This is a genomic window from Paenactinomyces guangxiensis (genome assembly GCF_016055185.1).
Taxonomy (GTDB): Bacteria; Bacillota; Bacilli; order Thermoactinomycetales; family Thermoactinomycetaceae; genus Paenactinomyces; species Paenactinomyces guangxiensis.
The window spans coordinates 1-16,923 of sequence record NZ_JAECVR010000001.1 but is presented as its reverse complement, the minus strand read 5'-3'; the positions used below and the strand labels follow the sequence as shown (position 1 = coordinate 16,923).

General features: G+C 42.9%; 13 protein-coding genes and 1 pseudogene. 9 read left to right on the top strand and 5 right to left on the bottom strand.

Going from position 1 to position 16,923, the window contains the following annotated elements; translation table 11 throughout:
• Positions 1-69: 69 nt before the first annotated feature.
• The 3 genes from I8U27_RS00070 to I8U27_RS00060 all read right to left on the bottom strand — a co-directional run bounded on the left by I8U27_RS00070 (position 70) and on the right by I8U27_RS00060 (position 3,342).
• Positions 70-1,419 carry an ABC transporter substrate-binding protein gene (locus tag I8U27_RS00070; RefSeq protein ID WP_181750508.1) on the bottom strand — a complete coding sequence of 450 codons (1,350 nt, stop codon included), beginning with the start codon at positions 1,417-1,419 and terminating at the stop codon, positions 70-72.
• Between the two features lie 134 nt (positions 1,420-1,553).
• The gene (locus I8U27_RS00065) at positions 1,554-2,387 is read right to left on the bottom strand and encodes a carbohydrate ABC transporter permease (RefSeq protein WP_181750509.1); all 834 of its coding nucleotides are present in this window, start codon (positions 2,385-2,387) and stop codon (positions 1,554-1,556) included.
• Between the two features lie 13 nt (positions 2,388-2,400).
• Positions 2,401-3,342, bottom strand: a complete 942-nt coding sequence (locus I8U27_RS00060) for a carbohydrate ABC transporter permease (protein WP_181750510.1) — start codon at positions 3,340-3,342, stop codon at positions 2,401-2,403.
• A 469-nt stretch (positions 3,343-3,811) separates the two neighbouring features.
• Between I8U27_RS00060 and I8U27_RS00055 the strand changes: the two genes are divergently transcribed.
• From I8U27_RS00055 to I8U27_RS00040, 4 genes are all read left to right on the top strand, one after another.
• A complete protein-coding gene (locus tag I8U27_RS00055; RefSeq protein ID WP_181750511.1) occupies positions 3,812-6,583 on the top strand; it encodes a hypothetical protein in 2,772 nt (923 codons plus the stop codon).
• A gap of 109 nt (positions 6,584-6,692) precedes the next feature.
• Entirely contained in the window at positions 6,693-8,552 is a 1,860-nt protein-coding gene (locus tag I8U27_RS00050) for a DUF2264 domain-containing protein (protein WP_181750512.1), read from the top strand.
• Between the two features lie 180 nt (positions 8,553-8,732).
• Entirely contained in the window at positions 8,733-9,425 is a 693-nt protein-coding gene (locus tag I8U27_RS00045; protein WP_181750513.1) for an EthD domain-containing protein, read from the top strand.
• A gap of 64 nt (positions 9,426-9,489) precedes the next feature.
• Positions 9,490-10,287 (top strand): cyclase family protein, encoded by a 798-nt coding sequence (locus tag I8U27_RS00040; RefSeq protein WP_181750514.1) that lies wholly within the window; start codon positions 9,490-9,492, stop codon positions 10,285-10,287.
• Positions 10,288-10,893: 606 nt separating this feature from the next.
• Here the strand turns inward: I8U27_RS00040 and I8U27_RS00035 are convergent.
• Positions 10,894-11,301, bottom strand: coding sequence for a hypothetical protein (locus I8U27_RS00035; protein WP_181750515.1), 408 nt, complete (start codon positions 11,299-11,301; stop codon positions 10,894-10,896).
• Positions 11,302-11,475: 174 nt separating this feature from the next.
• Between I8U27_RS00035 and I8U27_RS00030 the strand changes: the two genes are divergently transcribed.
• The 5 genes and pseudogenes from I8U27_RS00030 (at position 11,476) to I8U27_RS00010 (ending at position 16,043) form a co-directional block, all read left to right on the top strand.
• The gene (locus I8U27_RS00030; protein ID WP_181750516.1) at positions 11,476-12,309 is read left to right on the top strand and encodes an aldo/keto reductase; all 834 of its coding nucleotides are present in this window, start codon (positions 11,476-11,478) and stop codon (positions 12,307-12,309) included.
• 211 nt (positions 12,310-12,520) lie between these two features.
• Positions 12,521-13,147, top strand: a complete 627-nt coding sequence (locus I8U27_RS00025; RefSeq protein ID WP_232345156.1) for a 3'-5' exonuclease — start codon at positions 12,521-12,523, stop codon at positions 13,145-13,147.
• 615 nt (positions 13,148-13,762) lie between these two features.
• Positions 13,763-14,419: a DUF4145 domain-containing protein gene (locus tag I8U27_RS00020; RefSeq protein WP_181750517.1), complete on the top strand. Its 657-nt coding sequence runs from the start codon at positions 13,763-13,765 to the stop codon at positions 14,417-14,419.
• A 17-nt stretch (positions 14,420-14,436) separates the two neighbouring features.
• Positions 14,437-14,610: a hypothetical protein gene (locus tag I8U27_RS00015; protein ID WP_181750518.1), complete on the top strand. Its 174-nt coding sequence runs from the start codon at positions 14,437-14,439 to the stop codon at positions 14,608-14,610.
• 146 nt (positions 14,611-14,756) lie between these two features.
• Positions 14,757-16,043: pseudogene (locus tag I8U27_RS00010) on the top strand (IS110 family RNA-guided transposase).
• Between the two features lie 396 nt (positions 16,044-16,439).
• On the opposite strand, the gene I8U27_RS00005 reads toward I8U27_RS00010, so the two are convergent.
• A partial coding sequence (locus I8U27_RS00005; protein WP_198065812.1) for a transposase occupies positions 16,440-16,923 on the bottom strand: 484 nt, incomplete at its 5' end.

Sequence of the window (16,923 nt, the reverse complement as noted above, 5' to 3'; positions counted from 1 at the left end):
TTCTCCTTGATGCATGAAGGGGTACAGCCCGGATGCCGTACCCCCCCTTTTTCATTTTATTATAATCAATTATTTCTTGTTGGTGTCGATGATTTTTTGTACACGTTCCTGTGCTTTTTTTACGGTTGTGTCGAGATCCTGTTTGCCGAATATGAGCATCTCATACTCTTCGTTAATTGCTTTGTATATTTCTGCCTGGTAGGAGACCGGCGGAATGATTTTGGAAGCCTTCGCCTGGGATAATACTCTGTTAAGTGACTCTTTATCTACCTTTTCCGGATTATTCGTTTGACTCAGAATGCTGTCAACGATCTTGCTTAACTCGTCAGACTTTACCTTATTCCAGGAGGGAATATTTTTCCCCTGGACTAACTGACCCTCTGTCGTATACCAGCGGATAAATTTGTAGGCCTCTTCCTTATGAGTGGAATTGGCTGCGATCGCCATGTAGTCAGTTGTGACAGGAGTATAGCCGCCCGGATCGCCGGGTGCGTTTTTGGGATATGGTGCGACTGCCACTTGAAACTTCAACGGGAACTGATCTGTTCCTCCAAGTTCCGTGTTCATCCAACTTCCGATTAAAATCATGCTGGCTGACTGGTTAAAAAATTGTGCACGGTAGTGCAGCTTTTGGGAGAGCATTGCCTCATACGGAGTAGACGATTTGTCGACCTTCTCCATTTTAAGACGCATTTCCAACGATTTTCTAAACAGCGGGCTGTCCAGATTTGAGCTGCCGTCCGCTTTGATAAACTCTGTATGCTCCGGCTGGTTGCCTAAAGCCAACTTCAGATACTCCATCCAGCCTCCACCCTGTGGACCATGAAAATAGACTCCGTAACGCTTTGTTGCCCCGCTTCCTTTCTTCAGCTTTTTGGCGTAGTCCATAAATTGATCCCAGGTCCAGTCTTTAGGCACAGGCAGTCCGGCCTCATCCAAGTGGTCTTTGTTAAGAAGAACGTACCAAGGATTAAACTTGCCGGGAAGCGCATAATATTTGCCATTTAGCTTTGTGTCTACCTTATATTCCTCATTGACTTTATAGCCCTCTTTGGCAATAAAATCATCAAGTGGTGCCACCATGCCAAGGCCGACACGCTGTGCATAAGTGGCCGGGTCGCTGAACATCAGAACATCCATCTCCTCGCCTGATGCAGCGGCCAAATCAAGTTTTTTGGTTGCTTCCTGCGTATCGCCTTTCTCGCTCAGCACGACCAGGTCAACCTTGATGTTGGGGTACTTTTTCTCAAAAGCGGCGATGGTCTGTTTCCAGTTATAGTTTGCCCCGTTACCATGCGTATAGAATTTGATCGTGACCCGCCCGTTAGCGCCCGCAGGCTTGTATCCGTCGGCACAGCCTGCAAGCAAACTGATAACAATAATGGCGCTGAGAAGCACGTTCCAAACTCTTTTTCTCATTTTTTATCCTCCAGTTAGTGTATACGCTTACATCTTAATGCTATTGTAGCAATGCACTTTGATGGATGTATGATAGAAAATTGACCTGTATTAAAAGTATTTTGACTTTTATTCTCCCATTGTGATGGATCAGGTTAACCTTTTAATCCTCCCGAGGCAATCCCTTCAATAACCTTCTTTTGACCGATCAAAAAGAGAACCAGGAGCGGAACGATGGCGGAAACAGCAGCGGCCATGATTAAGGAATAGAATTCCCCGTTAATGGTTGTGAATTTTTGCATCGCCAATTGAATGGTGTACAATTCGTCCGACCGTAAAAAGATCAGTGGGTTTTGGTAGTCATTCCAGGTCCAGATAAACCGCAATATCGCGTAAGTGACCACTGCGGGGCGTACAAGCGGCAGGGCGATTTGCCAAAAGATCCGCCAGTGTCCGGCCCCGTCAATCTTGGCTGATTCGATATATTCATTCGGAATGCCCATGAAAAACTGGCGAAGCATAAATGTTCCCAGCACACTGAAACTGTTGATGATAATCAAGCCGAGATGGCTGTCAAACAGGCCGATGGACCGGTACAATATAAACTGCGGGACCAGGATCGCCTGTCCGGGAACCATATAGGTGGCCAGTACGATGAAAAACAGCCACTTCCCTGCCGGAAATCGAATCTTGGAAAAACCGTAAGCCGCCAGGGCGGAGACTGTACAGGAGATCAGTGTGGTAAACACGGCCACCTTGATGGAATTCCAGTAATAAATATAAAACGGGTATTGACCGAGCCAAACCTCTTTGTAGTTGTTCCAGGCATTCCAGTGCTTGGGAATCCATTCAATCGGAAATTTAAACACCTCTGCTTCTATTTTGAACGAGGCTGAGATCATCCAAAAAAACGGAAGCAAAAACAGAATACTGAACGCGAACATGACCGCTGTAATGATAGCTTTTCTAAAACCTGACGAGTGCTGCATCTGCAATTCCTCCTCAATAGTTGACCCATTTCTTTTGAAGTACCCATTGCAGCAGAGTGATGAACAAAACACAAAGGAACAATACAAGGGCGATCGAGGAAGCATATCCGATTTTCAGATTGACAAAAGCGGTATCGTACAGGTACCAGACCAGTACACTGGTGGACTGCACCGGCCCTCCCTTGGTCAGGATGGCGATGAGATCAAACACTTTAAATGTAGAAATAATGCCGGTAATGAGCAAGAAAAATGAAGTCGGCGACAAAAGGGGTAAGGTGATTCGTCTGAATTTCACCCATGCATTGGCCCCGTCAATCTCGGCGGCCTCATACAAATCTTTCGGAATCGATTGCAAACCTGCAATATAGACAATCATGTTGAAACCGACCGAAATCCAAACATAAATCATCATGATCGACGACAGGGCGTATTCCGGGTCTGCAATCCATTTGGGAGGCTCCTTGATCCCAAGCGACATTAAAAACTGGTTCACCGGACCCGCAGATGGATGAAATAAGACCATCCAGACAATTGCCACTGCCACCACGCTTGAAATATAGGGCATAAAAAAGGCCACTTTAAAAAATCCTTTAAAATATACCGATTTATCGATCAAGATGGCGAGAAACATGGAAATGGCCATATAAATCGGAACCGTAAGCAAAAATATGACATTGTTTTGGAGCGATTTTAAAAAAGCGTCGTCATCGATCAAATTTCGGAAGTTTTCCAGTCCGATCCATTTCAGTCCCTCCAGGCCGGCGACGAAGTTCCAATCGGAGAAACTGAGAATCATTGTGGCCAGAATAGGCAGCAGAGTCAGTACGGATACTCCCGCGAGCATAGGACTGACAAACAAAAATCCCGCTAACGTTTCCTTTCGCTGCAAAGGTCCTTTACGTCCAAGTTGCTTCGGCGACGTCTTGTCCTTCAGCACGGCTGTATTCGGATCCATCTGAAGCACCTCGACTTTCTTTATATTCGGTGATCCTAATTATAAGAAAAATATATTGAAAATTCTTAACGGCATTTTGATCAGAATGAAATTATTTTGACTTTCTTTTTGAATATTCCCTGTATATGACGATAAACCGTTTTTTAAGCAGACTAAGTCCCATCATTGCCATTGAACAAAAGGCTGGTCGAATGATCGGAGCGGTTGCTGCAAAAGGATGGGGGAGTGGAAGGGGACTAGGGAGCACTTTATCCTGTTCGATTGATTGAAAAATGGTAAAGAAATTTTCAGATGAGTAAAAATAGTTTTATTATAACCGGGAGTGAAAACTTTATAATCCATGTTGGGAGGCATAACTTTCAATGGCAGCAGCCTTCATCATATCAACGTGAACAGAAATAAGTTCAATTTTTGGGGATGGGTTATGCCAACCATGAGCAAGATCAATCTTCACAAAGGAGTGTGTCATATGCGTCAGGCCAGATATACCTCAATACTGGTTACATTGATCCTGCTTCTGTCTGTCGCTTTTTCGCCATTTCTTGCGCGTGATGAAGCTTTTGCCACAGCGGCCGACTCTGACCATGAAAAGATAACCGTTAATATCGACGGAAGCGTTGAAGGTAGAGTGTGGGAAGGCCTCGGATACGTCTCTTCAAGCGGTTCAACCAAGCTGTTGATGGACTATCCCGAAAAACAAAGGCAGGACATCATAGATTTTCTTTTTAAACCAAATTTTGGCGCTGGCTTGAATCATTACAAAATGGAGATCGGCAGCGACGCCAATTCTTCGTCGGGTACGGAGCCGAGCCATATGCGTTCAAAGACCGATTTTGATATTACAAGAGGTGCGGGCCTGTGGTTGGCCCAAAAAGCGAAAAAAGCCAATCCGGACCTGCTTCTTGACGCCTTGAGGTGGGGAACGCCGAAATGGGTGGCTCAGGGGACATATGCGGACAAGTACCTCTATTATAAAAATTTCCTTCAGGGGGCTAGGGATCACTACGGGCTGGAGTTTGATTATCTCGGTCCGGATCAGAATGAAGGCGCTTTCGACAGGGATTGGGTGGTCAACGTATTAAGGCCCGGTCTGAACAGGGATGGATTTGCTAATGTGAAGCTGGTGGCCAAAGATGCAGTCGGAACAAACTGGTCCATCGCAACTCAGTTGAAAAATGACCCGGCATTGGACAAGGCGATTTACTCGCTTGGGGAGCATTATACGTTTACAAGTTCTGCCGACGCGAAACAAAGCGGCAAGCCCTTGTGGCATAGTGAAGCGCGGCCCCCAATGAGATCCGTTGGCCTCAGAGGAAGTGCAGGGGCGCTGGAAGATGTAGCCAAGGGAATTATGGCGGCCTATGTAAACGGAAAAATGACCAAAGTGGAATTTCAACCATTTATAGAAGCCTGGTATGACAATGTGGTTTATAACACCAAGGGGGCGTTGGTCGCAGATAAACCCTGGTCTGGACATTATGAGATTGGTAAAGGCGTTTGGATCGCAGCGCATTTCACTCAGTTTGCCAGACCGGGGTGGAAGTTTGTGGACAGCGGGTCTGCTGTGGGCCCCACTTTCAATTATGTGACTTTGAAAAAGCCGGATGATAGCGGGGATTACAGCATCATTGTCACCAATGTGACATCTAAGCCGCAAACGTACACGTTTAACTTATCCGGCGGACTCTCCACAGATACGGTGCATGTGTGGAGAACGAATGAACAGGAAGATTTTACGCGGCAGAAGGATATTAAACCGGTTGACTCTTCATTCAGCATAACGATTGAACCTTATGCGTTATATTCGCTAACGACGACCACAGGCCAGCAGAAAGGACGGCCGAAATACGGGATTCCGAAGAATACAAATTTGCAGCTCCCTTATGAAGACAATTTTGACAGTTACAAAACCGGCAAGCAACCCAAATATGCGATGGACCAGGGCGGAGCGTTTGAGATCGCCGACCGTGGACTTAAAGGAAAAGCATTAAGACAAGTGATCACATCCGACATCAAGCCCGTCGATTGGGTATACCGGGAATCGCCTGATCCGTATACGATTCTTGGCGATAGTGAGTGGACCAATTATTCTGTGAGCAGTGACATTTCTCTGGAAGGGAATAAGAACGGGTACGCATTTGTTGCCGGCAGAGTTGTGGATAATCCGTCCGGAAACCTGCCTCCCCTGGGCTATAACCTGAAGCTGTCCGGCACCGGTTCGTGGGTACTGCGAAAAGGCAATACCGTATTAACAAGCGGAACACTTGATTCATTCGATCCGTCACAATGGCATAACGTGAAGCTGACATTTTTAAACGGAAACATCAAGGCATCGGTCGACGGGAAACAAGTAACAAGTTATAGCGAAGAAACCGGCGGGATTGGCAGCGGCATGATTGCTCTTGGCAGCGGCTATCATTATGCAAGCTTTGATAATTTGCGTGTTGAAGCTATCAATGCCCATACTCCGGTGTTCAGCAAAAGAATTGACAGTAAAGACGCTTCCATCCGGTATGGCGGGGAATGGGAGCATGTGCATGACTCCTATATCCATTATAAACGCACTTTAAGTAAGGCAAAGGCAGGAGACCATCTCAGCATTGACCATTCCAATAAAGGAACAGGTTTGCATCAATTCCAATTTTTCGGCAATTGGAGCTCGGGAAGCAACGACAGCTGGTCCAATGCGGTAAATGCCTACTATCAAGTGAGATTTAAAGGGAAACAGGCAAAGCTGTATATGTCAAAAGCACCGAACCACGGGATCGCAGCAATATCGATTGACGGGGGGCCGGAGACGAAAGTAGATCTGTACTCCCCTTCGAGACAAGAAGAAGCTCTGGTATATACGAGTCCGGAACTACCGGCCGGGGAGCATTCCATCAAAGTGCGGGTAACAGGTGAGAAAAATGAGAAGGCCACAAATAGCTATGTGACTGCCGACAAAATTGAAATTAAGACCGGCGTGATGAAACAAGCGGATCTGCAGTATACTTTCCACGGCTCGGGGATCTCAATTATCGGTGTTACCGAGAAAAGCCTTCAGGCTGATGTATATTTGGACGGCAAACTCGTAGGGAAAATTAACGGCGAAAATGCGCCAACCGGTTATAAGAGGGTGTTGTATCGAATTACTGGCCTGAAGCCCGGCAGGCACCACCTGAAATATGTGGCAAATTCGCCGTCGCAGGTGGATGCTTTGGAAGTGATCGAACGAGTTCCGCCCCGCAATAGATTTTGAGAAAGAGCAATTGATCAAATGAAATGGCTGCCGGTGGGGAGGACGGGGCCATCACCGCAGCCGCTATTGGAAATGCAAAACGTTTATTCATGGATAGGAGGCTTTGATCATGAAGAGATTTGATGTGCCGATTTGTGAGAATCCGCTTAAAACAAGAGACGATTTTCTCCGGGCAGCAGAGCAGATATGTAATCCGTTAAAACCTTACTACAGTAAAGGATGTGCCCGTCTGCACATAGGAAATACCAGTGCCAGTTACCCTGATTCCATCGCGGAGATGGAGGGATTTTCAAGAGTACTATGGGGACTTGTCCCCCTGATGGCGGGGGGAGACGAATATGATTTATGGGATGTATACCTTCAAGGCATAAAAAATGGAACCAATCCTGCCCACGAGGAATACTGGGGAGACATCACCGACTATGATCAGAGAATGGTGGAAATGGCTGTGTTTGGTTTGGCCCTTGCCCTTATTCCGGAAAAAATATGGACTCCACTAAGTGAGCAGGAAAAACATCATTTTGCCTCATGGCTGAATCAAATCAATCACCATCAAATCCATGACTGTAATTGGTTGTTTTTTCTTGTTCTTGTTAACCTCGGCCTCAAAAAAGCAGGGGCCCCCTATGATAGTGAAAAAATGGACAAAAACTTGGAAAGAATTGATCAATTTTATATCTCAGACGGCTGGTATTCAGACGGGTTAAATGGCCACTGCGACTATTATATCCCCTTTGCCATCCATTTTTATGGCCTTATTTATGCGAAACTGATGGAATCTGACGATCCTGAGCGGTCAAAAAGATATAAAAGCAGAGCGGAAACCTTTGCCAAAGATTTTATCTATTGGTTTGCACAAGACGGATCTGCCGTTCCTTATGGCAGAAGTCTTACTTACAGATTTGCACAATCTGCCTTTTGGAGTGCAATGGTGTTTGCGGAAGCAGAACCATTTTCCATGGGCATTATGAAGGGAATGATCCTTAGAAATTTACGCTGGTGGTTCAAACAACCCATTTTTAACTCTGATGGTATTTTAACCATTGGCTACACTTATCCAAATCTCATAATGGCAGAAAACTATAATTCACCAGGATCACCATACTGGGCCTTAAAAACATTTTTACCGCTGGCTCTCAAAGGTGATCATCCATTTTGGCAGGCTGAAGAATCCCCTCTTCCCGCGTTAAATGTACGTTCTGTTCAGCAGCCCCCTCATCTTGTTATATGCAGGCAGGAAGAAAAAAATCATGTTCTCGCCTTTAACTCCGGTCATCTCTCTACCAATGAGCATACACATACTTCCGCCAAATATGAGAAGTTTGTATACTCCAATGTTTTCGGATTCAGTGTGCCAAGAGCTGAGTGGGGGCTGGAGCAAGGAGCTTTTGACTCTATGCTTGCTTTGAGCGAGGGAGATAATCTATATCGGGTAAAAAGGACCTCTGAAGCGTATAAAATAGAAGGGGATATTATATATACACAATGGAAGCCATGGACTGATGTTGTAGTTAAAACATGGCTTGTAACCGGGGCACCCTGGCATATTCGCATTCATTGCATTCATACAAAAAGATATATCATTGCTGCTGACGGCGGCTTTGCATTAGGAATTGAAAATAATAATAAAGATAAAAGTTACAAGGTTATGCAAAGCGAAAAAGAAGTTTTAGCCCGATCTCCCCAGGGTACTAGCGGTATAAAGAGTTTGTATGGGAATGGTAAAGCTGAGCTTATATATCCAAATTCAAACACAAATCTCATGAACTCCCGTACAGTCATTCCCACAGTAAAAGCTGACATAGTTCCCGGCACTAGTTGGCTTATATCAGCTGTCTTTGGCGACCCGGGCTATGATCCCGGAATGAATAACTGGGATACAGCCCCGTATGTGGATATTGTAAAAAATGAGATCATGATTTATTCAAGGGATTTAAATAAAATAGTTTTTCAAAAGAAAATGATTTAATATCGCCATTTCCCTTATACCATATAAGCTGAATAAATGTTCCAGTAGATGGTGGACCATGAACGAAATAGGAACATTAAAATAAAGGAAAATATAATTCTTATATCCAATATATACTTTATTGATTAGTGAAATTACTCGATTTATTTTAATGTTACTTTAAGGGAATGAGGGAAATACATGTTCAAAACCATGGGAATCTATAAGAGAATGAAAAATATCCAGGAATTTCAGAGGTTTTATGTTTCCGAATTTATGCCCCGAATGTTGCAACTTCCCGGGGTGCTTGAAATGAAGATTAATTCGCTAACCACTGCTGAATCAGCCAATGATGCGGAAGACCATTTTGAAATTGATTTGATTGTCGAAACGTATTACGAGTCAGCTGAAACGATCAAACAATTGATGGCAACCGAAGAGGGAAGAAGCCTGGGAAACTGGTTGGTTTCTAAAGGTGAAGGAAAAGTGGGAGCCTTTGTAGCCCAGGAATATCGGGTTCAAAGCTATAGGAGCGCACAAGGAAATTTTAAGACGATCGGGATTTGCAAAAAAACGGATCAGACTGATGAATTTGAGAAATTCTATATCTCCGAGTTTATGCCTCAAATGATGAAGATGCCGGGTGTGGTTAAAATGGAAATCAATAAGCTGCTCCCTACCCAACTGGCAAATCAGGCTGAAGACCTGCATGATATTGATTTTGTTATTGAGACTTATTATGAGTCACCTGAAACAATGAAACAAATAATGGCCACTGAAGAAGGCAAAGCACTTGGCGATTCGCTGATTTCCAGAGTCCAGGGGAACATGGGGATTTATGTTGCTAAAGAATACCAGGTTCAAAGTTTTAAGAGATTAGAAGAAAAAAGATAAAATCTGATTAATCTAATAAAGTTATAATAGACATAATTTATACAGATGAGGAGTGGACACCCCAATGGAAACATTCGAGAGAAACGGCAAACGGACGATACTGATTGATCTGAGTGATCGGCTGAGTAACAAAACAAGTGAATATGAATTAAATCCCCATCGTATTACATACCTGGATCATAAAGCCGGTGTGGAATTAGGAGAAAAAACATTGGGGCTGGGTAAAGAGTATTGGCCAGATCAAGTGGCATGGGCAGTTGAGGAAGTCACCCTTTCCACTCACTCGGGTACACATATTGATGCACCTCTCCATTACGGACCTATGAGTGGCGGAAAACCTGCCCGAACCATTGACCAGGTTCCTTTACACTGGTGTTATGGGGACGGGGTACTGCTGGACATGACCCATAAGAAAGTGGGGGAAGGAATTTCCGCTGAAGACATACAGGCAGAGTTGGAACGAATCCGGTATGAAATAAAGCCATACGATATTGTTCTCATTCACACAGGGGCATCCAAGTATTTCGGAACCCCCCACTATGCTTTCAAACAATCAGGACTTTTAAAAAATGCAACGGAATGGCTGGTCAACCAGGGTATCAAATTGATCGGAATCGATGCCTGGGGACTGGACCGGCCCCTCAATATCATGGCGGAAGAAGCGAAGGAAGGCAAAGTACAGTTCTGGGAGTCTCATCTGTTTGGAAGAGAAAAAGAATATTGCCAGATTGAGAAATTATGCAACCTGGATCAAATCCCGAAACCTTATGGCTTCAAAGTGTCTGCTTTTCCGGTAAATATCGAAAATGCCAGTGCAGGCTGGAGCCGGGTTGTTGCGATCTTTGAAGAAGAGATAGAGTGAAAAATGTAGTTCGAACAGGCTGGCAAGAAAAATCAGATTGTAAAGAGTTGCTAAAAAAAGCAACTCTTTTTTGTATAATAGCAAAATATCGCCGGCAAATGAAATAGGGGAGTAGACGATTATTGGCAGAGATGGATCTTTTTCTTTCAAATACAAAGGACTTACTCATTATGTTCTGGTTTTTAGAAAAGTATCAACGAAGTAAAAGGTTTTTAAGTATGAAGAAAAAACTCTAAAAAGATAAAAAATTTAAAATATCGTTGACTTATAAAACCTGCTTATTATAATCTCATGAAGAGCTGAAAAACGATATTAAACGCTTTTTTAGCTCTTTAGTTTCTTAAATGATGGACCATTAAAAAATCAACCAGGAGGATCGAATGTTTAGACAATGGACTGCTGCAGCAATCGTTCTTTTACGACAAGATGAAAGGCCTGATCGAAGAGTTGAGCAAGAAAAACACTGCTCAGTATGAAGACAAGTAAGCGAGTCTTGCTTTGAAATGAAATAGCATTTTTTCAGATTCAACACAGTAAAACCCCCGCCATCAGGTTTTTGGGATCGGCGGGGATTTACTATTATTTGGCGGAAATTCTTGAAAGCGATCAATTGAAATATTTATCTAAAAACTCCAAGGCAACTCCGCACACAACGAAAATCAGGAAAACGACGCCACTCGGATAAAAGATTTTCTTTGCAAATTTTTGCGGCTCCTCCCATTTAAAAAGACCACCTCTTGATCCAAAAGCATACGGAATCGCGATCGGGCCGTAAATAAATGTAATAGCCATACTGGTATAAAACAAATGAACAAGCATCAAGTCCAGAGATTCAAATAATCTAAGAATAATTTCCAGAGGAGAGAACAGTGCAACTGGATAAGTGACAAATCTGATGATTTTAAAAAATAACTCTTTATGTTTTCCGTCCAAAAAGGACGCTAATATAAAATTAATTGGAACAGCAAGGGCTAAAAACACACATTCTAATAATAGGAACAAATCTGCCAACAAAAAACCCGGCCTCCCTTCTTAACTCCCAACGATTGAAAAAAGCGGTTATGGATCGGCCCATCTAAAAAAAACATACAGCTTCAAAGGGGTACATGTTTCTAATGTAACTTGCAGCTGCTTACTTTTCAATAATACAATGGAATAACTACTGTATCTGCCAAAGGAGTGTGTCCCATGACCCACCATCTTTCCAGCACCACCACCTTACATAACGGCGTCAAGATGCCATGGCTTGGACTGGGTGTTTATAAGGTGAAAGAGGGAGATGAAGTCATAAACGCAGTAAAAGCGGCTTTGCAAACGGGATACCGCAGCATCGATACCGCCGCACTTTATCAAAATGAAGAGGGTGTGGGGGAAGCGATCAAAGAATCCAAAGTTTCCCGCGACGAAATCTTCCTCACCACAAAAGTGTGGAATACCGATCAAGGTTATGAATCAACCTTAAAGGCATTTGAAGAGAGCCGAAAAAAACTGGATGTTGATTATGTAGACCTCTATCTCATCCATTGGCCTGTCAAAAATAAATTTATCGACACGTGGAAAGCTCTGGAGAAGTTATATCATGATGGTTTGGTCCGCGCGATCGGCGTCAGTAATTTTCAAATCCATCATATTGAAGAATTGAAAAAACACTGCGACATCCTGCCGATGGTGAATCAAGTGGAATATCATCCACTGCTGACACAAAAGGAACTGCTGCAATACTGCAAACAGGAAGGAATCCAACTCGAAGCCTGGAGTCCGCTTATGAGAGGAAATCATTTAGACCATCCGACTCTGGCAGATTTATCCGAAAAATATGGTAAAACACCGGCTCAAATCATTTTGCGCTGGGATCTCCAGCATGGCGTTGTCACCATTCCCAAATCAGTACAAGAACATCGCATCAGGGAAAACGCTGATATTTTTGACTTTGAACTTTCCCCGTCGGATATGGAACAAATTGATGCGATGAATCAAGACCGTCGCTTTGGACAACATCCCGACCATTTTAACTTTGATTAAATAGACGAAGGTTAAACCCTGGTCATAAATGAGCAAATAAAATGGGCCATCTAATCGGCAGATGGCCTTTTTTCCTTTCAAATACAATGGAGATGCTCACCACAACTCGGATATACTTAAAAAAGCGGGAATAGGAAAGCAATACTTGTAAAGGTCGTCGATTGTTGTCACAAAGAGATATATGATTATGTGTAAGGGGATTTTTCAACTGATGTTGATATTGTCAAATGATTGGTTATCTATCATAGGAAGAGGTGAACAAACAGCGGTGGATATGTACTTATTTGTTATAGATTTTGAGGCAACTTGTTATGAGAAAAATCCTCCTCCTCGCTTTTTTTCTGAAATCATTGAAGTCGGCGGTGTGATTGTAAACCCGCAAACACGGGAAGTCATCAATGAATATCAGACTTTTGTTAAGCCCGTTCTCTTTCCCAAACTGAGTTTGTTTTGTACTGCATTGACTTCAATTACACAAGAACAAGTCAATCAAGGGATCCCATTTGCGCAAGCCGTTCAAGAATTAAGGACTTTCTCAACCAAGTATCCATCCATTTTTTGTTCCTGGGGCCATTATGACCGTAAACAATTAAAACGACAGTGTAACAATTTTCAGGTTTCATATCCTTTTTCAGCAAAGCATATCAACTTGAAGGAAGCTCATAGCCAATTTTATAATGTGCGACGTATGGGGATGAAAGGAGCACTTCTTTATCATGGGCTTTCGATAACGGGAACCCATCACCGTGGTATTGATGATGCCCGCAATATCGCCAAAATTACACAAAAAATGCTTGCAGAAGGTTGGAATTGGAAGGATTCTGAACAGTCATATTAATGGGCATCATTCCATATATCACGAGGATGCAAATTCTCAATGACTCCTATTTTCATTCTTTTATCACGCCAAAGATGATGATATTTTGTGTAATCCGAACATATAAACATTCATTCAAAATAACTTCTATATGAGATATACATAAATCTCTTAATTGGACACTTTTTGGTATGCCATTTTTGGCATACCCTTTTTTGTATAATTTATTCAGATGCGGAACAACTTCCCCTCGATCTATTGAGAAACAAGAAAGGAGTTTATTTGTATCAAAATGTAAAGATCCGAACTGGTCACAAGAAGAGAGAACCATTGCGTAAGGGGTTAAGAGAAGCATACCTTGATGAAGACAAAATCTGATTTAGGTGAAAGAGGAATCAGGGTTGTATAGAGCGAGGGGAAGGCAGACAGTAAGGGCATACTTTTTGCAGTTTCAACAAAAGGAATGTGACACAAAACTGTTTCATATCACGAATATATTGTATATATAGTTATCTATTCTGTGGTATGGAAATAAACGGTATTAGATTAGGGATTAAGAAGAATTATGGCCGCGAAGTGTTATAGAAATTGATCTATCATCATGCTTTTACGTGTTTTGAAAGGAAAGAGCGTACAGTGAATAAAAATCATTTGTTTTCCTTTATGAACAACCAACCGCAACTCGCCGCGATCGGCGAAGAAATCGAGCAGATTCTGTTTACTGATAGCCACGCCGTACTGATCAAAGCTAGAGTTTACACAGAACAACTGGCCAAGTTGGTCACAGATCATGAAAAGCTGGAAGAAGTGTTTGAGCTTAAACATGTTGAGCGTTTACATAAATTACTTCGCGAAGAATTCATCACTGAAGAGATTCACCATAAATTTGACTGGATTCGCAAAACAGGCAACAAAGCGGCACATGAAGCCGATTTCGCCAATATGGAGCTTGCCCTGAAAGCACACCGCTATCTGTTCCAATTGTCTGTCTGGTACCAGGAAACCTATGGTGACTGGAACTTTACGGCCCCGTCCTACCGCATCCCCCAACCCAAATCAACAGAATCCATCGATAAAGATGAACTCAGTAAGCTCATTAGCCAGGCAATCGAGCAAGCATTGGGAAAAACAGTAGACCAGACGTTACAGACGATCCAGAAAGAATTGACCAAATTCCAAGAGCCGCAGTCCACGCAAACGGAGAAGCCGGGCAAAGGAAATACGGAATCAGCAGCAGCCCTGGATCAAAATATCAAGGGCAAACAAAATCCTTCATTTGATTTGGTTACCTGACGGAAAAAGGGCTGGAAGTGATCGACAAGCGTAAGGCCGGCGGAGCCCTTTGGGTTGTAGGCGGTTGGGAACTGAATGAGATCCTGTTTCCACTTAAAGAACATAAAATTTACTTCCGGTTTTCAAAAAAAGGCGGCCGTTCTACTAAAAAGCGACCCGCCTGGTTTTTGCTCGGGAAGTATGGGGACTAGTGAAAAGGAGATCGGTCCCTTTATTTATAAGGAGCATTCCTGTAACGGAAAACAAAGGGGTTTGAAAAAGAAAAGTACCTCCTGCTAACATACGAGGTGTCCCCCTGGCCAGTGGACCCTTAAATAGCAGAGGAGGTACTCCAAGAATGAATTTTAAACTAAATCAGCAAATCGATCAAATCCACTTTAAAACTATTGTTGTAGGAATTGACATAGCAAAGCACAAGCATATTGCCAGAGTCGTAGATGATCGAGGCAAAGAGCTAGCAAAGCCATTGGCATTTACCAATACGCAACAAGGGTTTCAACAATTGCTGTTCTGGATGAAAAGCATCATGAAAAAACACGCCAAACAACAAGTGTTGTTTGGCATGGAACCAACTGGACACGATTGGCTAAACCTTGCCTATTTCTTAAAAAAGCACCTGCATCAAGTCGTCGTTGTGAATCCGATGCACGTTAAAAAGACAAAAGAGTTGGATGACAATTCTCCAACTAAAAACGATGTAAAGGATGCTCATGTTATTGCACGCTTGGTTCAAGGGGCTCGGTACTCTGTACCTCATCTTCCGGAAGGAGTATAATATGCAGAATTGCGTGTAGCCATGAACTTGCGAGACCGGGTAAACCAAGAACTCATGCGTGTTCAAGGACGCATTCACAATTGGATTGATCGTTATTTCCCGGAGCTTTTAACAGTATTTAAGGACTGGCAAGGAAAAGCCGCAATCCAATCCTTAAAGTGTTTTCCGCTTCCACATGATGTTCAGCGCCTAGAGGCTGAACAAATCGTGGGGATATGGAAGCAAGAAGTAAAACGTGCAGTTGGGATCACACGGGCAACAAAGCTCTTAGAAGCGGCCAAACAATCTGTCGGCCTGCCAGTTGGATCACAAATAGCTAAAATGGAAATCCAGTTGTTACTTCAGCAGTATGAACTCCTGCAAGATCAATTAGAACAACTGATTCAAAAGCTTGAAAAGCTTTTGGAACAAGTTCCAGGCGCAAAGGAGATGCAATCAATCCCAGGTGTTGGGATGGTTACAGTCGCTGGTTTCTTAGCCGAAACCGGAGATCTACGTAAATACCATCATCCAAGACAAATTCAAAAGTTGGCTGGATTAAATTTAAAAGAAAATAGTTCTGGCAAACACAGAGGAAAAACACAGATTAGCAAAAGAGGTCGTTCAAGACTGCGCGCTCTGCTTTTCCGTAGTGTTATGCCACTCGTCGCCAAAAATCCTGAGTTTCATGCTTTTCATCAGTATTTCACAACCCGTTCTCACAACCCTCTACGTAAAAAGCAGTCGCTAATTGCTCTTTGTTGTAAACTGATTCGTTTGTTCTTTGTTCTTGGAACAACTCAGACCCTTTACGATCCCGCAAAGCTCAGCAGAGCTTTGCAACGAGCACAGTTACAGAATGCTGCTTAATTGTCCATCTCGTTTTTTCTCATAAAGATGAAGCACGGAGAAGCTGAACGATTATATTACCATTCGGGCCATAGACCCTGTTAAGGAGCTTAACTCAGCCTCCACCCCAAGGCAGGTAGAACGAAGGAATGAAGGGACACTGATCCTGTTAGACGTGGGAGGGTCAACCCCTTGGGCTATTGTGGAGATCCACCAGTGCTCACATATTTTTACAAAATGAGGTGCATCCTCGTGTTTGAGTAAAGCCCTATATTCCTTTTATATACATTTATTCATTATAAAGTCTGTTCGAACTGCCGGTTTCATTTTTAAATAGGGAGAAAACGAGAGAATTAGTGAGAAAATCTTATTTTATAGAGGGAGGTTGTTGCAAAATTAGCGTGAGAAGCTAGAATCTTAGCGGTTCCATGGTGCTTTTCTTGTGTTTAAACCAAGTTTCTTATTAACTAAGCGATTAAATAAATATACCAAAATCACCCATGAAACGTGCCTGTAGTATCTATAAAAGCCATAAAATCTAGGTTGTTCCAACCCATAAACGGTTTTGAGAGTGGCAAATAACTGTTCAATACCGTTGCGTTTTGGTAACAGTTTTTTTCCTAAGCCACGAGTTACAAAAAGCCAATTTTGCCTACGGCAAAATTCCTTGAAATTACTAGGAGAAGTAGCATTGCACATGTTTACTTGGGTTACCAAGTGAATTCCAATTTGATTACAGGATGAAAAAAGTTTCTTGTCATTATACGCTGCATCAGCTAGCAAGAAAAATACATTATGACCTGCTAAGTGATCGACAAGATAAGGAACCTGATTATCATAGAAACCAGCTGGTGTGAAATCCCAAACTAGCGGAAGTAAATCCTCAGAAACAATAGCATGT

Coding starts and splice junctions, on each gene's coding strand:
- I8U27_RS00045 (WP_181750513.1), top strand. CDS start 8,733: ATGTTCAAAACCATGGGAATCTATAAGAGAATGAAAAATATCCAGGAA.
- I8U27_RS00065 (WP_181750509.1), bottom strand. CDS start 2,387: ATGCAGCACTCGTCAGGTTTTAGAAAAGCTATCATTACAGCGGTCATG.
- I8U27_RS00030 (WP_181750516.1), top strand. CDS start 11,476: ATGACCCACCATCTTTCCAGCACCACCACCTTACATAACGGCGTCAAG.
- I8U27_RS00050 (WP_181750512.1), top strand. CDS start 6,693: ATGAAGAGATTTGATGTGCCGATTTGTGAGAATCCGCTTAAAACAAGA.
- I8U27_RS00055 (WP_181750511.1), top strand. CDS start 3,812: ATGCGTCAGGCCAGATATACCTCAATACTGGTTACATTGATCCTGCTT.
- I8U27_RS00040 (WP_181750514.1), top strand. CDS start 9,490: ATGGAAACATTCGAGAGAAACGGCAAACGGACGATACTGATTGATCTG.
- I8U27_RS00025 (WP_232345156.1), top strand. CDS start 12,521: ATGTTGATATTGTCAAATGATTGGTTATCTATCATAGGAAGAGGTGAA.
- I8U27_RS00060 (WP_181750510.1), bottom strand. CDS start 3,342: ATGGATCCGAATACAGCCGTGCTGAAGGACAAGACGTCGCCGAAGCAA.
- I8U27_RS00070 (WP_181750508.1), bottom strand. CDS start 1,419: ATGAGAAAAAGAGTTTGGAACGTGCTTCTCAGCGCCATTATTGTTATC.